Annotated in this window: 17 protein-coding genes; 11 read left to right on the top strand and 6 right to left on the bottom strand. The window is 71.1% G+C overall.

The features are described from left to right. Window positions 1–14: 14 nt before the first annotated feature. Window positions 15–986: a quinone oxidoreductase family protein gene (locus FFT09_RS03325; protein WP_081190683.1), complete on the bottom strand. Its 972-nt coding sequence runs from the start codon at window positions 984–986 to the stop codon at window positions 15–17. Between the two features lie 190 nt (window positions 987–1176). Between FFT09_RS03325 and FFT09_RS03320 the strand changes: the two genes are divergently transcribed. From FFT09_RS03320 to FFT09_RS03305, 4 genes are all read left to right on the top strand, one after another. Next, window positions 1177–2103 (top strand): DMT family transporter, encoded by a 927-nt coding sequence (locus tag FFT09_RS03320; protein WP_024874252.1) that lies wholly within the window; start codon window positions 1177–1179, stop codon window positions 2101–2103. Between the two features lie 114 nt (window positions 2104–2217). Beyond that, window positions 2218–2901, top strand: coding sequence for a DUF3159 domain-containing protein (locus tag FFT09_RS03315; protein WP_338066637.1), 684 nt, complete (start codon window positions 2218–2220; stop codon window positions 2899–2901). 89 nt (window positions 2902–2990) lie between these two features. Next, complete coding sequence (locus FFT09_RS03310; RefSeq protein WP_081190682.1) at window positions 2991–4127, top strand: phosphatase PAP2 family protein; 1137 nt, start codon at window positions 2991–2993, stop codon at window positions 4125–4127. Beyond that, window positions 4124–4999 carry an ATP-grasp domain-containing protein gene (locus FFT09_RS03305; protein ID WP_138381784.1) on the top strand — a complete coding sequence of 292 codons (876 nt, stop codon included), beginning with the start codon at window positions 4124–4126 and terminating at the stop codon, window positions 4997–4999. Before FFT09_RS03310 ends, FFT09_RS03305 begins: the two co-directional genes overlap by 4 nt. Before the next feature lie 29 nt (window positions 5000–5028). Here FFT09_RS03305 and FFT09_RS03300 read toward each other — a convergent pair whose 3' ends face one another. The 5 genes from FFT09_RS03300 to mptB all read right to left on the bottom strand — a co-directional run bounded on the left by FFT09_RS03300 (window position 5029) and on the right by mptB (window position 10481). Further along, entirely contained in the window at window positions 5029–5979 is a 951-nt protein-coding gene (locus tag FFT09_RS03300) for an acyl-CoA desaturase (RefSeq protein WP_081190680.1), read from the bottom strand. Between the two features lie 121 nt (window positions 5980–6100). Continuing rightward, entirely contained in the window at window positions 6101–7075 is a 975-nt protein-coding gene (locus FFT09_RS03295; RefSeq protein ID WP_081190679.1) for a COX15/CtaA family protein, read from the bottom strand. A gap of 61 nt (window positions 7076–7136) precedes the next feature. Further along, a complete protein-coding gene (locus tag FFT09_RS03290) occupies window positions 7137–7943 on the bottom strand; it encodes an ABC transporter permease (RefSeq protein ID WP_081190678.1) in 807 nt (268 codons plus the stop codon). Next, window positions 7940–8866 carry an ABC transporter ATP-binding protein gene (locus FFT09_RS03285; protein ID WP_024874245.1) on the bottom strand — a complete coding sequence of 309 codons (927 nt, stop codon included), beginning with the start codon at window positions 8864–8866 and terminating at the stop codon, window positions 7940–7942. The genes FFT09_RS03290 and FFT09_RS03285 overlap by 4 nt, the downstream gene beginning before the upstream one ends. 25 nt (window positions 8867–8891) lie before the next feature. Continuing rightward, window positions 8892–10481 (bottom strand): polyprenol phosphomannose-dependent alpha 1,6 mannosyltransferase MptB, encoded by a 1590-nt coding sequence (gene mptB / locus FFT09_RS03280; RefSeq protein WP_138382036.1) that lies wholly within the window; start codon window positions 10479–10481, stop codon window positions 8892–8894. Between the two features lie 120 nt (window positions 10482–10601). On the opposite strand from mptB, the gene FFT09_RS03275 reads away from it, so the two are divergent. Genes FFT09_RS03275 through FFT09_RS03245 form a run of 7 tightly spaced genes read left to right on the top strand, consistent with a single transcriptional unit; the run spans window position 10602 to window position 17064 of the window. After that, complete coding sequence (locus tag FFT09_RS03275) at window positions 10602–11438, top strand: helix-turn-helix transcriptional regulator (protein WP_081190677.1); 837 nt, start codon at window positions 10602–10604, stop codon at window positions 11436–11438. Continuing rightward, window positions 11435–12883, top strand: coding sequence for a Fe-S cluster assembly protein SufB (sufB, locus tag FFT09_RS03270; RefSeq protein WP_024874242.1), 1449 nt, complete (start codon window positions 11435–11437; stop codon window positions 12881–12883). Before FFT09_RS03275 ends, sufB begins: the two co-directional genes overlap by 4 nt. 1 nt (window position 12884) lies before the next feature. Further along, entirely contained in the window at window positions 12885–14057 is a 1173-nt protein-coding gene (gene sufD, locus FFT09_RS03265; RefSeq protein WP_081190676.1) for a Fe-S cluster assembly protein SufD, read from the top strand. A 59-nt stretch (window positions 14058–14116) separates the two neighbouring features. After that, window positions 14117–14884, top strand: a complete 768-nt coding sequence (gene sufC / locus FFT09_RS03260; RefSeq protein ID WP_024874240.1) for a Fe-S cluster assembly ATPase SufC — start codon at window positions 14117–14119, stop codon at window positions 14882–14884. A gap of 37 nt (window positions 14885–14921) precedes the next feature. Continuing rightward, window positions 14922–16211, top strand: coding sequence for a cysteine desulfurase (locus tag FFT09_RS03255; RefSeq protein ID WP_138381783.1), 1290 nt, complete (start codon window positions 14922–14924; stop codon window positions 16209–16211). Then, window positions 16211–16663, top strand: coding sequence for a Fe-S cluster assembly sulfur transfer protein SufU (sufU, locus tag FFT09_RS03250; RefSeq protein WP_138381782.1), 453 nt, complete (start codon window positions 16211–16213; stop codon window positions 16661–16663). The genes FFT09_RS03255 and sufU overlap by 1 nt, the downstream gene beginning before the upstream one ends. After that, complete coding sequence (locus FFT09_RS03245; protein ID WP_024874237.1) at window positions 16660–17064, top strand: metal-sulfur cluster assembly factor; 405 nt, start codon at window positions 16660–16662, stop codon at window positions 17062–17064. The genes sufU and FFT09_RS03245 overlap by 4 nt, the downstream gene beginning before the upstream one ends. Window positions 17065–17115: the final 51 nt, after the last annotated feature.

The following is a 17115-nucleotide window of genomic DNA, read 5'->3' as shown; positions in this document are numbered from 1 at the left end:
CGCACCGCCCGTGTTCAGGGCACCAGCAGCAGCTTGCCGGTGGTCCGCCTGCCTTCGAGGTCCTCGTGGGCCTTCGCGGCGTCGGTGAGCGCGTACCGCCCGCCGATGCGGACGTCGAGGCGATCGTTCGCCATCGCGTCGAACAGCTCGCCGACCCGCCATTCGAGTTCCCGACGCGTGCGCGTGTAGTCGGCGCTGGTGGGCCGGGTCAGATACAGGGAGCCGCCCTGGTTCAGCCGCTGCGGGTCGATCGGCGGCACCGGGCCGCTGGAGGCGCCGAACAGCGCCAGCAATCCCCTCGGCCGCAGGACCGCGAGGCTGCCCTCGTAGGTCGAGGCGCCCACCCCGTCGTAGACCACGGCGACGCCCTCGCCCCGGGTGTACTCCCGCGTCGCCTCGACGAAGTCCCGTTCGGTGTAGCGGATCACCTCGTCGGCACCGGCCGCGCGAGCCAGGTCCGCCTTCTCGGCCGTCGAGACGGTTCCGATCACCGTGGCGCCCCTGGCCTTGGCCAGCTGCGTCAGCAGCAGCCCCACGCCACCCGCCGCCGCGTGGACCAGCACCGTCTCACCCTCGGCGACGGGATGGGTCGACGCGACCAGGTAGTGCGCTGTGATCCCCTGGAGCATGACGGCGGCGGCCTGCTCGTCCGGCACCGCATCGGGAACCCGGATCACCACGTCGGCGGGCACGAGCGCGCGCTCGGCATAGCCCCCGGGCGCTCCCTGCCACGCGACGCGGTCGCCCACCGACAGGCCGGTGACCTCGCTGCCGACGGCGGCCACCCGGCCCGCGCCCTCCAGCCCGGGTGTGTAGGGCAGCGGGACGGGGTAGAGACCGCCGCGCTGGTAGGTGTCGATGTAGTTCACCCCGGCCGCGGACACGTCGATCACGACCTCCCCGGGCCCGGGTGAGCCGATCTCGATCTCTCCGACGCCGAGCACTTCGGGACCTCCGGTGCGCTCGATGCGAATCGCCGTGGCCATTGCGTTCCTCCTCGCGGGACTGTCTCAACCGTGTGCGTTCCAGTGTGTCCCGCCCACCCAACACGACGGCGCACGTCCGGCTCCGGGGTGGTGCGCCGCGTACCCTGATGGAGGCGGCATCGGCCGTGGGCAAGTTCATCGCACGACGTGATCGGGAATCTCGGCCGCGCCTGCGGCGCTGGTTGTGAACGTGGTACTGCCTGTCGCTCTCGGCTTCACGGCGGCGTTTCTGTTCGCCGCCTCCGCGGCGTTGCAACGCCGCGCGGTACTGCACGCCGCCGACTCCGACTCCGAACACCGCGCGAGTACGCACCGGCTTCCGGTGCTGTGGCTGTTCCGGCGGTTGCTGCGGCAGCGGGTGTGGCTCGCGGGCTGGATGACCAACATCGGCGGGTTCTGCTGCCAGGCCGGCGCGCTGCACTTCGGCTCGGTGGCGCTGGTGCAGCCACTGCTGGTGACCCAGTTGCTGTTCGCGTTGCCCATGGCCTCGGCCGCCGTGCGGCAGTGGCCTCCGCTGCGCGACTGGCTGGCGGCCATGGCGATCAGCGGTGGAGTGGCGCTGTTCCTGTCCGTCGAGGGCGCGGCGCCCATGGCGGGAACCCCGGACCGGCAGCGGCTGGTCATCGCCGTGCTGGTGGCGGCGGCGACCATCGCCACGCTGCTGCAGATCGCGCAGCGGCAGGGGCCGCTGCTGTACAGCGCGCTGGTCGCGGCCTCGGCGGGTATCTGCTACGCCATGAGCGCGGCCATGATGAAGCTCACCGCCGACAGCCTGCTGACCGAGGGGATCGCCGCGACGGCCACCGACTGGCCGGGTTACCTGCTCGCCGTCACGACGGGCGCGGGACTCGTCCTCGGCCATCAGGCGTACGGCTCGGGTTCCCTTTCGGCGGCCGTGGCCATCATGTCGATCGTGAATCCCGGCGTGAGCTTCACGCTGGGGTTGCTGGTCTTCGGCGCGGTGCCCGCCACCGAACCGGGTCCGCTCGCCGCCGCGGCTGCGGCGGGGGCGCTGCTGGTGGTCGGCGTGTTCGGGCTGGCGCACTCGCCTGCCGTGCGATCAGAGACCCGCAGCACAGCGACACACGGCGTTTACCCTGTTCGGGGTAACGTTTAGGACACGAGCCAGCGGGTGTTCCATCCTGGAGACATTCTCGCCCGCCTGGTGTCACGCCCGACCCCGGCCTGACCCCGACCCGAAAGTACTCGTATCGTGCCTGCCCTCGCTCCGGTGCCGGCTCCTGACCGGCACCTGGTCATCGAGATCCCGCATCTGCGGGCCACGGTCACGCGCGCCGTCGTGCTGGCATTCGAGACGGCGGTCGTGCCCACGCTGCTGTTCATGCTGTTGCTGAACGTCGCGGGGCTCGTACCCGCGGTGCTCGGCGTGCTCGGCTGGAGTGCGTTCGTCATCGGCCTGCGCAGGGCGATGCGGCGCGACGTGCCGCACACGCTGCTGCTGTCCACCGGAATGCTCGTGAGCAGAGCCCTGGTCGCGCTGGTCACGTCCAGCGCGGTCGTGTACGTACTGCAACCCGTGGTGGGCTCCGTGCTCATGTTCCTGCTCTTCGTGGGCAGCGCCGCGCTCGGCAAACCCATCACGGCCCGGCTGGCGCGCGACTTCGTGCATCTGCCGGCCGAGCTGTTCGCCCACCGCCGGGTGCGGCGGGTGTTCGTCAACGTCGCCCTGATGTGGGGTGGCTCGCGCCTGCTGGACGCGGCCATGACACTCGGCTTCCTCCAGTGGAGCCTCGACGCGGGGCTGCTCTCCCGTGGGGTGCTCAGCGGCCTGCTCACCGCGTTGACCATCGCGGCCTGCGCCGGGCACGGCTGGCGCGCGCTGCGCAGGGTGCCCGACGTGACCCTGCGCCTCGCCCGCAGACCCACGGCCGCCCCGGAGCCCGCGCCCGCCTGAGCGCCGCACCCGGCTCGGCGCCGGGCTGCCGGCTCACCCGGCGGGGCGGTTCTCGGGACCGGGGCCCCGCCGCGTGGTATCCGGTCCACGTGCTCACGGCAGGGTCGGTCACGAGCACCACCCCGCGCCCGGCCGCCCGGCGGCCCCTCCGGCGCCCGCGGTGGTGGCGTGAGATCGCGCTCGGGCTCGCCCTGTTCGGCGTGTACTCCGTGCTCGGCGGGCTGGCGATGCCGGGACACGAGCGCCGGGCCTTCGCCAACGGTGAGGACATCCTCGCGCTCGAACGCCTGCTGCACACCGACGTCGAGCTGGTGGTGAACCACTGGCTCGCCGGACAGGGCTGGCTCACCGTCGCCGCGAACTACGAGTACGCGTTCAGCTATGTCGCGGTGACGCTGGTGACGCTGGCCTGGCTCTATCGCCGCAGGCCCGAGCGGTACCGCTGGGCGCGGGACGCGTTCGTGGTCGCCAACGTGCTGGCCATCCTGTGCTTCTGGGCCTACCCGGTGGCGCCACCCCGGCTGCTGCCGGACGCGGGGTTCGTCGACACGGTGCGCCTGGGGGGCACGTGGGGATCGTGGGGCTCACCGATGGTCGACGGGGCGAACCAGCTGGCCGCGATGCCGTCGTTGCACATCGGCTGGGCCCTGTGGGCGTCGCTCGCGCTGTCCCGGGCCCGCGCGCCCCGCTGGGCGCAAACCGCGAGCGCGCTGCACGTCCTGCTGACCCTGGTGGTGATCGTGGCGACCGGCAACCACTACTGGCTGGACGCCGTCGGCGGGGTGGCCGTGGTCTGGCTGGGCGCGTTGGCGGCCGACCTCGCCCGTGGCTCGCCGGTGACGTGGACCGCTTCCGCCCGGCAAGGGCTGTGGCCGCCCCTGCGCCGCCCCTACACTGTCGCCGTGACCGACACCGCAGCCGAGACTTCGAGCCCTCCCGCCGTCACCTCCGCCCAGCGGAGCGCGGTGCGCACCTTCGCCGCCGAGCACGGCACCCCGGTGAAGGCCGTGGTACAGCGCATCGGCAGGGCCGGTGCCAGGGTCGTGCTCGTCGGTGACGACGGCGCGATGGGTGACGTCGTCGTGCCCGACGTCGCGACCGGCGAGGCCCTGATCGCGGCCGTGGCCGATGTCGAGGCCGCCGAGTGGGACGCCGAGACCGTGGGCGCCACCGCGATCGGAGCACGGCACCGCAGGCGGATGGCGGGCCCCCTGGCCCGCCGATGACCGCGCCCCTCGTCCTCTTCGCGGGATGCCGCGGCCTGCCCGAGGGCAGCGGCGACGAGGCACCCGTCGGTCCCGAGCTGGCGAAGCTGGGAGTGACGCTGCGCTGGGCCGTCTGGGACGACCCGGCGGTCGACTTCGCGGCGGCCGACCTGGTGGTCCTGCGCGCGACCTGGGACTACTCGCGGCGGCGTGACGCCTTCCTCGACTGGTGCGAGTCCGTGCCCCGGCTCCGCAATCCCGCCTCCGTGGCGCGGTGGAACACCGACAAGCGCTACCTGCTCGATCTCGCCGCGGCCGGGGTGCCCGTGGTGCCCACCGCACTGGTGGCCGTCGGCGAGACACCCCACTGGCCCCCGGGGGAAGTGGTCGTGAAGCCGGCCGTGGGCGCGGGCTCGCGCGGAGCGGGGCGGTTCGGGCCACGCGAGCGGGACAGAGCCGCCGCGCACCTCGCCGCACTGCACGGGCAGGGCAGGGACGCGGTGGTGCAGCCGTACCAGGCCGACGTCGACGAGCGTGGCGAGACGGCACTCGTGTTCCTCGGCGGGCGGTACTCGCACGCCTTCACGAAGGCGGCGATGCTCGCGGGCACAGGGCCCGATTCCGCGGGGCTGTTCGTGCCGGAGAAGCTCGCGGGGACCGAACCGGGCGCCGCCTACCGCGCGCTGGCCGAGGACGCGCTCGACGCGGCGGCGGGCCTGCTGCGGCTCGCCCGGACCGACCTGCTCTACGCGAGGGTCGACGTGGTGACCGGCGACGACGGTGTCCCCGCGGTGCTGGAGCTGGAGGTGACGGAACCGCGCCTCGGCTTCGCCCAGGCGACGGGCGCGGCGGCCCTGCGGTTCGCCGAGGCGGTGCGCGCCCAGCTCGGCTGAGCCGGGCGCGCGGGCCTTGGCTGGGGGCTCTAGGGAGTGGCGACGCGCTTGGCGGCCAGGCGCTCAGGCTTGGGCCAGCGCACGTTGTGGGCCCACCCGAGCTTCTCGAACAGCCAGATCAGGCGCGCGGAGATGTCGAGCTGCCCGCGCAGCACACCGTGCCGGGCGCAGGTCGGGTCGGCATGGTGGCTGTTGTGCCAGGACTCACCCATCGACAGGATGGCCAGCGGCCAGAAGTTCGCGGCCTTGTCCCGGCTGGTGAACGGTCGCTCACCCACCATGTGGCAGATCGAGTTCACCGACCAGGTCACGTGGTGGGAGAACGCGATCCGGACGAGTCCCGCCCAGAAGAACGCGGTCACCGCGCCCCACCACGACCAGGTGAGCAGACCGCCGAGCAGGGCGGGCAGGCCCAGCGAAGCCACGATCCACAACCAGAAGAAGCGGTTGACGACCTGCAGGTCCTTGTCGGTCACGAGGTCGGGGGCGAAGCGCTCGTAGTTGGTGACCTCACGCTGGAACATCCAGCCCATGTGGGCGTGCCAGAAACCACGCAGCAGCGCCGTCGGCGACGTGCCGAACAGCCACGGCGAGTGCGGGTCGCCCTCCTTGTCGGCGAACGCGTGGTGCCTGCGGTGGCTCGCCACCCAGAAGATCACCGAACCCTGCACCGCCATGCTGCCGGTGATGGCCAGCGCGATGCGCAGCGGCCGGTTGGTCTTGAACGCGCCGTGGGTGAAGTAGCGGTGGTAGCCGACGGTCACCCCCAGCGTTCCGACGGTGTAGAACACGGCGGCGAGGGCGAGGTCGAGCCAGGTCAGGCCCCAGCCCCACGCGAAGGGGATCGCCACGACCAGCGCGACGAACGGGACCAGCAGAAACGTCTTCAGCACAACCATCTGTGCGGTGGAACGTTCGTCTCCGACCAGGGGCTTGGGTCCGGTGCGCCGCTCGTCGGACGCCTGTGCGGTACTGCTCATCGTGTTCCTGTGACCTCGCATCGCGGAAAGGGAAACGGGCGGAATCCAGAGTGTTCCGACCCTCAGTGGAGCACAGCGTAACGGCTGATCGCACAGGCGGAAGACCTGCGCGGCAGCGGACTCAGGCCGTGCCGAGGGCGTGGTCGCGCCGCGCGGCGGGCTCGCCACTCACCGCCGCACCGCGATCACGCGCCGCGCACCACAACGCGGCGGTCGCGATGATCACCAGCGCCGACCCGAGCACGTGCAGTGACACCAGCCCTTCGGGCACGCCGAGCCGGTACTGCACGCTGCCGAGCACGCCCTGCGCGAGGGAGACCGCCCAGACAACGCCGTAACGCACCCACAGCGACCGCGCGACACCGCCGCGCCACCACTGCACGCCGAGCACGACGAGCACGGCGAGGAACACGACGAGGAGCCCGGCGTGGATGTCGGCCAGCGTCTCGACGGGGGCGTCGAACCGCTCGACGTCGGGGTCACCCCCGTGCGGTCCCGCGCCGGTCACGGCGGTTCCGGCCACGAGCAGGCCGAACAGGGCGGCGACCAGGGTGGCCAGGACGGGCCTGCTGGCCTGCGGGATGCGCGAGCGGGGTGGTTCGTCGCCCTCGCCGAAGGCGTGCAACAGCACCACGGCCATCCACACGAGCACCGCGGAGACCAGGAAGTGGATCGCCACGGTCCACCACAGCAGTTCGGCGAGCACCGTGATGCCGCCGATGACCGCCTGCGCGACCACACCGCCCGGCATGACCCACGCCAGCGCGAGCAGCCGCTTGCGCCCGGGATGGTCGAGGACAATGCGCCACGCGGCGAGAACGCACAGCGCGGCCACGATGACCACGACGATGGTGAGCAGCCGGTTGCCGTACTCGATCCACTGGTTGAGCATGGCGTACTCGGGGTGCTCGACGGGGAACATGCTGCCGGGAAAGCACTGCGGCCAGGTGGGGCAGCCGAGCCCGGAACCGGTGACCCGCACGACGGAGCCGGTGACCCCGATCCCGCCCTGCGTGATGATGGCGGCCACCGCGAGGACACGCTGCACGGCCTGCGACGGGTAGGGCAGGCGGCCGACGAGCGAAGACAACTGCACGACACCGAATACTACGACCGGGCGTAGCGCAACGAGGTGGGCGGGGGAGGCTCGGGCGCTCTCAGGTCAGTTTCGTCGTCCGGGTGGCCAGCGCGGTGGCGGCGGCGGCCCACACCGCGAGCACGGCGACCGCGGGCCACGACAGCGTTCCCTCGCCGAGCGCGGCGTGCAGGCCGCCAGCCAGCGCGCCCGACGGCAGGTACGGCACGACGGCGCCGAGCACGCCGGGCAGCGCGTCAGCCGCCACGACGATGCCTCCGGCGAGCAGCAGCACGAACCACACGACGTTGGCCAGCGCCAGCACGGCTTCGGCGCGCAGTGCCCCGCCCAGCAGCACCCCGAGCGCACCGAAACTGACGGTGCCGAGCACGAGCAGCAGCACCGCCGCTCCGACCCCGGACGCGGACGGCGTCCAGCCGAGCGCCGCGGCGATCCCGCCCAGCACGACCACCTGCAGGGTGACCACCACGAGCGCCGCGACCAGCTTGCCCGCCACGAGCAACCAGCGGGGCAGCGCCGTGGCCGCGAGCCGTTTCAGCACGCCGTACCGGCGGTCGAAACCCAGCGCGATCGCCTGACCGGTGAAGGCCGACGACATGACGGCCAGCGCGAGAATCCGTGGCGCGACCCAGTCGACCCTGCTGCCGGTGCCGTCGGGGACCGGCACGACGTCCAGCAGGCTCAGCCCCAGGAGCAGTGCCACGGGAATGAGCAGCGTGAGCAGGATCTGCTCGCCGTGGCGCAGGGTGAGTGCCGTCTCGGTGCGGGCGTGGGTGAGCAGCATTCGGCCCACGCGGCCCCGGCCCGGCGCGGGGGTGAACGTGCCCGCCTCGAAGCGGCGCCTGCCGTTGGCCCGGGTGGCGGTCACGCGCGCAACTCCCGTCCGGTGAGTTCGAGGAACACTTCCTCCAGGTCCCGCCGCCCGACGTGCAGCTCCTCGGCGAGCACACCCTGCTGGGCGCACCACGCGGTCACCGTGGAGATCACCTGCGGGTCGACCCCTCCGCAGACCCGGTAGCTGCCCGGGGCGGACTCGGTCACGAGGTAGCCCTCGGGCAGGGCGGCGGCGAGCAGGTCGGTGTCGAGACCGGCGGTGGCGCGGAACCGGAGTTGCGCGTCCTCGGCGTGCTCGGCCGTCAGCGCCGTCGGTGAGCCCGAGGCGATCACGCGCCCGCCGTCGACGATCACCACGGTGTCGGCCAGCGACTCGGCCTCCTCCATGAGGTGGGTCGTGAGCAGGACGCTCACGCCGTCGGCGCGCAACGCCGCGAGCAGGTCCCAGACCAGACGGCGGGCCTGCGGGTCCATGCCCGCCGTCGGCTCGTCGAGGAAGACCAGCTCGGGGCGTCCGACAAGCGCGCAGGCCAGCGACAGCCGTTGCTGCTGCCCGCCGGAGAGCCGTTTGAACGGCGTGCGGCGCACCCCGGCGAGCCCGAGCACGTCCAGCAGCCAGGCGGGATCGAGCGGGTGGGCGGCACACGACGCCACCAGCCGCACCATCTCGTCGGCGCGCACCCCCGGATAGGCACCGCCGCCCTGCGGCATGACACCGATCCTGGGGCGCAGCGCGGCGCTGTCGCGGACCGGATCGAGACCCAGCACCCGCACGGTGCCCTCGTCCGCCTCCTGGAACCCCTCGCAGACCTCGACGGTCGTCGTCTTGCCTGCCCCGTTGGGACCGAGCAGGGCGAGGATCGTGGCCCTGGGCATCGTCAGATCCAGGCCGGACACGGCCGTGACGGCGCCGAACCGCTTCACCAGTCCGGTGATCTCGACGGCCGTTGTGTTCACGACTGACAAGGGTAGAGCGCTCCGCTCACGACGTGGCGGTCGGGCGCGGCCCGCGACCGGGCAGGCGCAGGAGCATCGGAGCGCTGCGCCAGGCCACCAGCACCGCCAGCAGAACCACGACCACCGCGGCGGCGTAGGCCTGGTGCAGGATGAAGCTGCGGTTGTCGAACGGGCTGCCGGTGGGCGGGATGAGCAGCGCGAGCACGGCGCTGGCCGCGGTGGCGGCGTTGCGGAACCGGGACGTGCCCGCCGCGGCGGCGAGCGGGATCACGGCCCACAGCAGCCACCACGGCTGCATCGACACGTGCAGCAGCATGAACGTCCCCAGCGACACGCCGAGCCCGATGATGGGCCGGTAGCGCCAGTGGAAGCTGTCCCACAGGAACTTCACCGTGACCGCGCCCGCCACCGCGTAGCCGAGCAGGTTCAGGATGGCGATGACCGACGCGGTGTGGTTGCCGAGGCCCAGGAACACACCCAGCACCCCGCCGAGCTGGCCGAGCTCGGCGCCGGGGGAGGTCCAGCTCCACACCTTGGACGGCGTGTCCAGCGCGCCCACCCAGCCGAACCCCAGCCCGGTGCCGAAGCCGACGGCGAGGGTCACGGCGACGAAGATGACGAGCATCAGCGCCGCCGAGGCCGCGAGATCGAGGAATCTGCCCTTTGCCCTCCGGGCGACCATCACCCCGAAGAACCCGAGCGCGACGATGGCGTGGATCTTCACCATCGCCGCGAGTGAGATCACCACCGCGCCGAGCACGATGTAGGTCAGCTCACCTCTCGCCCTCGGCGGCGGCGGGGCGCCCTTGACCCGCACCGCGAGTCTGCGCATCCCCAGCTCAAGGCCCACGAGCATGAGCCCGATCCCGAGCGCCTCGTTGTGGGCGCCTGCCACGAGGTGAAACAGCACGAGCGGGTTGGCCGCCCCCAGCCACAGCGCGGTGCCGGGCGCCACGCCGTAGCGCCGGGCCAGCCGGGGCAGCGCCCACACGATGAGCGCGAACCCCGCCAGTGCCAGCAGACGCTGGAGCAGGACGCCGAGCGCCACGTTGGTTCCGGCGACGCCGCTGAGCCAGCTCCCCGCCTCCAGAAACAGCGGCCCGTACGGCGCCGGGGTGTCGCGCCACATGTTCGACACGCCCGCGGTGAACGGGTCGGCCACGCCCAGTGCCTCGGCGGGACCGAGCTGGTACGGGTCGAACCCCCGCCGCACGATCTCGCTCTGCGCGAGGTAGCTGTACACGTCCCGGGAGAACAGCGGCGGGATGACGACCAGCGGCAGCACCCACGTGAGCAGCGTGCGCAGGACCTGGCTCTGGCTGGCGATCCGGTCCCGTCCGGGCCGGGCGAACCGGCCCAGCCACAGCCAGGCGATCACCATCAGGCCCATGCCGGTGAACGCGATCGCCACCGACACGGTGGGGATGCGCGCGAACAACCGCAGGACCGGGATGTCCAGCACCGGGTTGAGGATCGGCGCGGCGCCCGCCCCGAGTGAGCCGAACGCGAGCAGCAGCGCCCCGACGATGCCGAACCGGCGCACCACGGCGAGTGCACGGTTCTCGTCGGCGTCGAGCGGATCCGTCCGCCGCGCGCCCACCGGTGATGGCGTCATGATCCCGCCCTTGCCCTGAACCACGGTCGTGAGCGTATCGACTCCCCTCAGGCGTGAAACCGGTCACTCGGTTTCCGGGCCGCCTTTGCCACCTCACGGGAAATACGACACACTTATGTTGTGAAAAAGCAGGAGGCCGAGGGTCGGCGTGGCGGCAGTGTCGAGCCGCCCGCTGTGGTCTTCCCTGCCCAGGTGACGCCCGAGGGCCGCACCCGCAACGAGATCGCGCGCCTGCTGCTGGAGGAGGGGCCGCTGTCCGCCGTGGCCGTCGCCGAGCAGCTGGGCATCAGCGCCACCGCGGTGCGCCGCCACCTCGACGTGCTGGTGGCCGACAACGAGGCGCAGACCCGCGAGGCCCCCCGCCGTGGCCGCCGCGGCCGGGGCAGGCCGGCCAAGCTGTTCCTGCTCACCGAGCAGGGTAGGGCCCGGTTCGGGCACGCCTACGACGACCTCGCGGTGTCGGCGCTGCGGTTTCTCGCCGAGCACGCGGGGGAACCGGCCGTGAAGGCGTTCGCCCAGCACCGCATGGCCGCGCTCGTGGATCCCTATCGCGAGGCGGTGACCCGGCAGGCCGGGGCGGCGTCGCGAGCGGAGGCACTCGCCAACGTTCTCACCCGTGAGGGTTACGCTGCGTCGACCCGCGAGGTCGACGCAGCGGGGGCGGGCCCGGTCGCGCCAGGAGCGCAACTGTGCCAGCACCACTGCCCGGTCGCGCACGTGGCAGCTGAGTTCCCGCAGCTGTGCGAGGCGGAGACCGAGGCCTTCGCCGAGCTGCTCGGAACCCACGTGCAGCGACTGGCGACGATCGCACGCGGTGACGCCGCGTGTACCACACACGTGCCCGCCGAGCCGGTGGGTAGTGAAGGGAGACGTCGGCACCGTCCGCTCGCGGAGCGCGAGGACGCCACCGTGACGGACACCGACAGCGCAACTCCGAACGGAGGGACTACCGCATGACTGCCGCTGCCGAGCAGCGCAATCCCACCACCGCGCCACTCAGCCAGGAAGAGACCATCGACTCCCTGGGTAAGTACGCGTTCGGCTGGGCCGACCCGGACACCGCGGGCGCCAGCGCCCGTCGCGGGCTCAACGAGGATGTCGTCACCGACATCTCCGCGAAGAAGTCCGAGCCGGAGTGGATGCGCGAGGCGCGCCTGAAGGCGCTCAAGCTGTTCGACCGCAAGCCGATGCCGAACTGGGGCGCCGACCTCTCGGGCATCGACTTCGAGAACATCAAGTACTTCGTGCGGTCCACGGAGAAGCAGGCCACCAGCTGGGAGGACCTGCCGCCGGACATCAAGAACACCTACGACAAGCTCGGGATCCCGGAGGCGGAGAAGCAGCGCCTCATCGCGGGTGTCGCCGCGCAGTACGAGTCGGAGGTCGTCTACCACCAGATCCGCGAGGACCTGGAGGCACAGGGAGTCCTGTTCCTCGACACCGACACGGCGCTGCGCGAGCACCCCGAGCTGTTCAAGGAGTACTTCGGTTCGGTCATCCCGGCCGGTGACAACAAGTTCTCCGCGCTGAACACGGCCGTGTGGTCGGGCGGGTCGTTCATCTACGTGCCGCCGGGCGTCCACGTCGACATCCCGCTCCAGGCCTACTTCCGGATCAACACGGAGAACATGGGCCAGTTCGAGCGGACGCTGATCATCGTCGACGAGGACGCCTACGTCCACTACGTCGAGGGCTGCACCGCGCCGATCTACCAGTCGGACTCGCTGCACTCGGCCGTGGTCGAGATCATCGTGAAGAAGGGCGGCCGTTGCCGCTACACGACGATCCAGAACTGGTCGAACAACGTCTACAACCTGGTCACCAAGCGCGCCAAGGCCGAAGAGGGCGCGACCATGGAGTGGATCGACGGCAACATCGGCTCCAAGGTGACGATGAAGTACCCGTCGGTGTTCCTCATGGGCGAGCACGCCAAGGGCGAGGTTCTGTCCGTGGCGTTCGCGGGTGAGGGCCAGCACCAGGACGCGGGCGCCAAGATGGAGCACCTCGCGCCGCACACGTCCTCGACCATCGTGTCGAAGTCGGTGGCGCGCGGCGGTGGCCGTACCTCGTACCGGGGCCTGGTGAAGGTCGCGAAGCGGGCGTACAACTCCAAGTCCAGCGTGGTGTGTGACGCGCTGCTGGTGGACACGATCTCGCGGTCGGACACCTACCCCTACGTCGACATCCGCAACGACGACGTGTCGATGGGGCACGAGGCCACCGTGTCGAAGGTCAGCGAGGACCAGCTGTTCTACCTGATGTCGCGCGGCCTCACCGAGGAAGAGGCCATGGCCATGGTGGTGCGCGGGTTCGTCGAGCCCATCGCGCGCGAGCTGCCCATGGAGTACGCGCTCGAACTGAACCGCCTGATCGAACTGCAGATGGAAGGAGCCGTCGGCTGACATGACGGTCGCCGAGAACACCACCAACACCGCCGCCGCGGCGGAGGCCACCGTGCCCGCGGCCTCCCGCGGCGAGCGGTTCACCTCGTACGACGTTCAGGCGTTCGAGGTGCCCGGCGGTCGCGAGGAGAACTGGCGGTTCACGCCCATGAAGCGGCTGCGCGGCCTGCACGACGGCTCCGCTCCCGCCACCGGCACGATCACCGTCGACGCCGAGGCCGCCCCGGAGGTGACCGTGGAGACGGTCGCCCGTGACGACGCGCGGCTCGGCGAGGCGGGTGTGCCCAGCGACCGCATCGCGGCGCAGGCGTACTCGTCGTTCGAGAAGGCCACGCTGGTCACCGTGCCCGCCGAGACCAAGGCGTCCAACCGGACGCTGGTGCGGCTGACCGGTCCCGGCGAGGGCGAGACCGCCTACGGGCACGTGCAGATCCGCGCGGAGCGCTTCGCCGAGGCCGCGATCGTGCTCGACCACGTCGGTTCGGGTACCTACGCCGACAACATCGAGTTCGTCATCGGCGACGGCGCGATCCTGACCGTGGTCAGCGTGCAGGACTGGGCCGACGACGCCGTGCACGTCTCCGAGCAGCACCTCCGGCTCGGCCGCGACGCGAGGCTGCGGCACATCGTCGTCACGCTGGGCGGTGACGTGGTGCGGGTCAGCCCGACGGCCACGTTCGCCGGTCCCGGCGGCGACGTCGAGATGCTGGGCCTGCACTTCGCCGACGCGGGGCAGCACCAGGAGCACCGGCTGTTCGTCGACCACGCGGTGCCGCACTGCAAGTCCAACGTGCTCTACAAGGGCGCGCTGCAGGGCGACGGCGCGCACTCGGTGTGGATCGGCGACGTGCTCATCCGGGCCGCCGCCGAGGGCACCGAGACGTTCGAGCTGAACCGCAACCTCGTGCTCACGCAGGGAGCGCGCGCCGACTCGGTGCCGAACCTGGAGATCGAGACCGGGGAGATCGAGGGCGCGGGCCACGCCAGCGCCACGGGAAGGTTCGACGACGAGCAGTTGTTCTACCTGCAGTCGCGGGGCATCGCGGAGGAGCAGGCGCGCAGGCTGGTCGTGCGCGGGTTCTTCCACGAGATCCTCATGAAGATCGACATCCCCGAGGTGCGCGAGCGTCTCGAGGCCGCGATCGAGGAGGAGCTCCAGGCCATCGGCGTCTGAGCCGCACTACCGAAGCAGTCCACGCTCACGAAGACTCACGGAAAGATCGAAGAGAAGGCATGGCCACACTGGAAATCAAGGATCTGCGGGCCGACGTCGTCACCGACGAGGGCAACAAGGAGATCCTCAAGGGCGTGAACCTGACGATCCGGTCGGGCGAGACTCACGCGATCATGGGCCCGAACGGCTCGGGCAAGTCCACGCTGTCCTACGCCGTCGCCGGTCACCCCAAGTACGAGGTGACCTCGGGTGAGGTGCTGCTGGACGGGGAGAACGTGCTCGACATGAGTGTCGACGAGCGCGCCCGCGCCGGGCTGTTCCTGGCGATGCAGTACCCGGTCGAGGTGCCCGGCGTGTCGATGTCGAACTTCCTGCGGTCGGCCGCGACGTCGGTGCGCGGCGAGGCACCCAAGCTGCGGCACTGGGTCAAGGAGGTCAAGGAGGAGATGGGCAAGCTCGACATCTCGTCCGAGTTCGCCGAGCGCAGCGTCAATGAGGGCTTCTCGGGCGGCGAGAAGAAGCGCCACGAGATCCTGCAGCTCGCGCTGCTCAAGCCCAAGTTCGCCGTGCTGGACGAGACCGACTCCGGGCTTGACGTCGACGCCCTGCGCGTGGTGTCGGACGCCGTGAACGACTACAAGGCGAGCAACGAGGTCGGCGTCATGCTGATCACGCACTACACGCGCATCCTCAAGCACATCCACCCGGACTTCGTCCACGTCTTCGCCGGCGGCAAGATCGTCGAGTCGGGCGGCAAGGCGCTGGCGGACGAGCTGGAGGAGAGCGGGTACGTCAAGTACGCGGGCAAGGCCGAGGCCGCGGTCTGACGCGGACCGGCAGGGAACGTCGAAAGGAGTCGGCGCGATGACCACCACGGAGTCGCGACCCTGGGATGTGACGGCGGTGCGCGCCGACTTCCCGATCCTGTCCCGCACGGTCCGTGACGGCAAACCGCTGGTGTATCTCGACTCGGGCGCGACGTCACAGCGGCCCACCCCGGTGCTCGACGCGGAGCGGCGTTTCGTGGAGACGTCGAACTCGGCCGTACACCGGGGCGCACACCAGCTCGCCGAGGAGGCCACGGACGCCTACGAGCACGCTCGTGCCACGATCGCCGCCTTCGTCGGCGTCAGCGCGGGCGAAGTGGTGTTCACCAAGAACGCCACCGAGGGCATCAACATGGTCGCGTACGCGATGAGCAACGCGGCGACCGCGGGCCCCGAGGCCGCGCGGTTCGCCGTGGGCCCCGGCGACGAGATCGTCGTCACCGAGATGGAGCACCATGCCAACCTGGTGCCCTGGCAGCAGCTCTGCCAGCGGACCGGGGCGACGCTGCGCTGGTTCGGGGTCACCGAGGACGGCAGGCTCGACCTGTCGAACATCGATGAGCTGATCACCGAGCGCACGAAGGTGGTCGCGCTCGCGCACCAGTCCAACGTCCTCGGCACGGTCAATCCGGTCGAGACCGTGACCCGCCGCGCGCACGAGCAGGGTGCGCTGGTGGTGCTCGACGCCTGCCAGTCGGTGCCGCACTTCGGGGTGGACTTCGCCGAGCTGGGCGTCGACTTCGCGGTGTTCTCCGGGCACAAGATGCTCGGCCCGTCCGGTATCGGCGTGCTCTACGGCAGGCGCTCGCTGCTGGAGGCCATGCCCCCGTTCCTCACGGGCGGCTCGATGATCGAGCTGGTGCGCATGGAGGGTTCGACGTTCGCGCCGCCGCCGCAGCGGTTCGAGGCCGGGGTGCCGATGACGTCGCAGGCGGTGGGACTCGGCGCGGCGGTGGACTACCTCAACGCGCTCGGCATGGACCGGATCGCGGCCCACGAGCACGCGCTCGCCGAGCGGGCGCTGGAGGGCCTGCGGGCCCTGCCCGGGGTGCGCATCGTGGGGCCTGAGGACACCACCGACCGCGGAGCCACCGTGGCGTTCGTCGTCGACGACGTGCATCCACACGACGTCGGCCAGGTGCTCGACAGCCTCGGTATCGCGGTGCGCGTGGGTCACCACTGCGCGTGGCCGCTGCACCGGGCATGCGGCATCCCGGCGTCCGTGCGGGCCTCGTTCTACCTCTACAACGAGCACTCCGAAGTCGACACGCTGGTCGCGGGAGTGCGTGAGGCGCAGCGCTTCTTCGGATTCGGAGGCAACTCCTGATGAATCTGGAGTCGATGTACCAGGAGATCATCCTGGACCACTACAAGAACCCGCACGCCCGTGGCCTGCGGGAGCCGTACGACGCCGAGTCGTTCCAGGTGAACCCCACCTGTGGCGACGAGGTCACGTTGCGCGTGCGGCTCGACGGGGACACGGTCGCCGACGTGTCCTACGACGGCCAGGGCTGCTCGATCAGCCAGGCGTCCACCTCGGTACTCACCGATCTCGTGATCGGACGGCCGCTGCCGGAGGCGATGGAGAAGCTGGAGGCCTTCTCCGCGCTGATGCAGAGCCGGGGCGAGGCCGAGCCCGACGAGGACGTGCTGGAGGACGGCGTCGCCTTCGCAGGCGTGGCGAAGTACCCCGCGCGGGTGAAGTGCGCCTTGCTCGGCTGGATGGCATTCAAGGACGCTGTGGGCAGGACGTCGACCAGTGAGGTGAGCACACCATGACCGAGACCGAGACGCCCGAGCACCGCGAGGGCAGGACGGCGCAGGATCTGCCCGAGCAGGCTCAGCCCGGCGCGGGCGCCGACGTGGCGAAGCTCGAGGACCTCGAGGAGGCCATGCGCGACGTCGTGGACCCCGAGCTGGGGATCAACGTCGTCGACCTGGGGCTCGTCTACGACATCCGGGTGGACGAGGAGAACACGGCGACCATCGACATGACGTTGACGTCGGCGGCGTGCCCGCTGACGGACGTGATCGAGGACCAGACGGCGTCGGTGCTCACCGGCGGCGCGGGCCTGGTCAAGGACTTCCGGATCAACTGGGTCTGGATGCCGCCGTGGGGTCCCGAGAAGATCACCGAGGACGGTCGCGAGCAGCTGCGCGCGCTCGGCTTCACCGTCTGAGCCAAGTCTGAGCTACGCTAGCTGCGAACTGAGCTACGCCACCTGCGGACA

The sequence above is a fragment of the Saccharomonospora piscinae genome (genome assembly GCF_005862235.1).
Taxonomy (GTDB): Bacteria; Actinomycetota; Actinomycetes; order Mycobacteriales; family Pseudonocardiaceae; genus Saccharomonospora; species Saccharomonospora piscinae.
The sequence above is the reverse complement of the archived record's forward strand: the minus strand, read 5'-3'. Positions and strand labels throughout refer to the sequence as shown.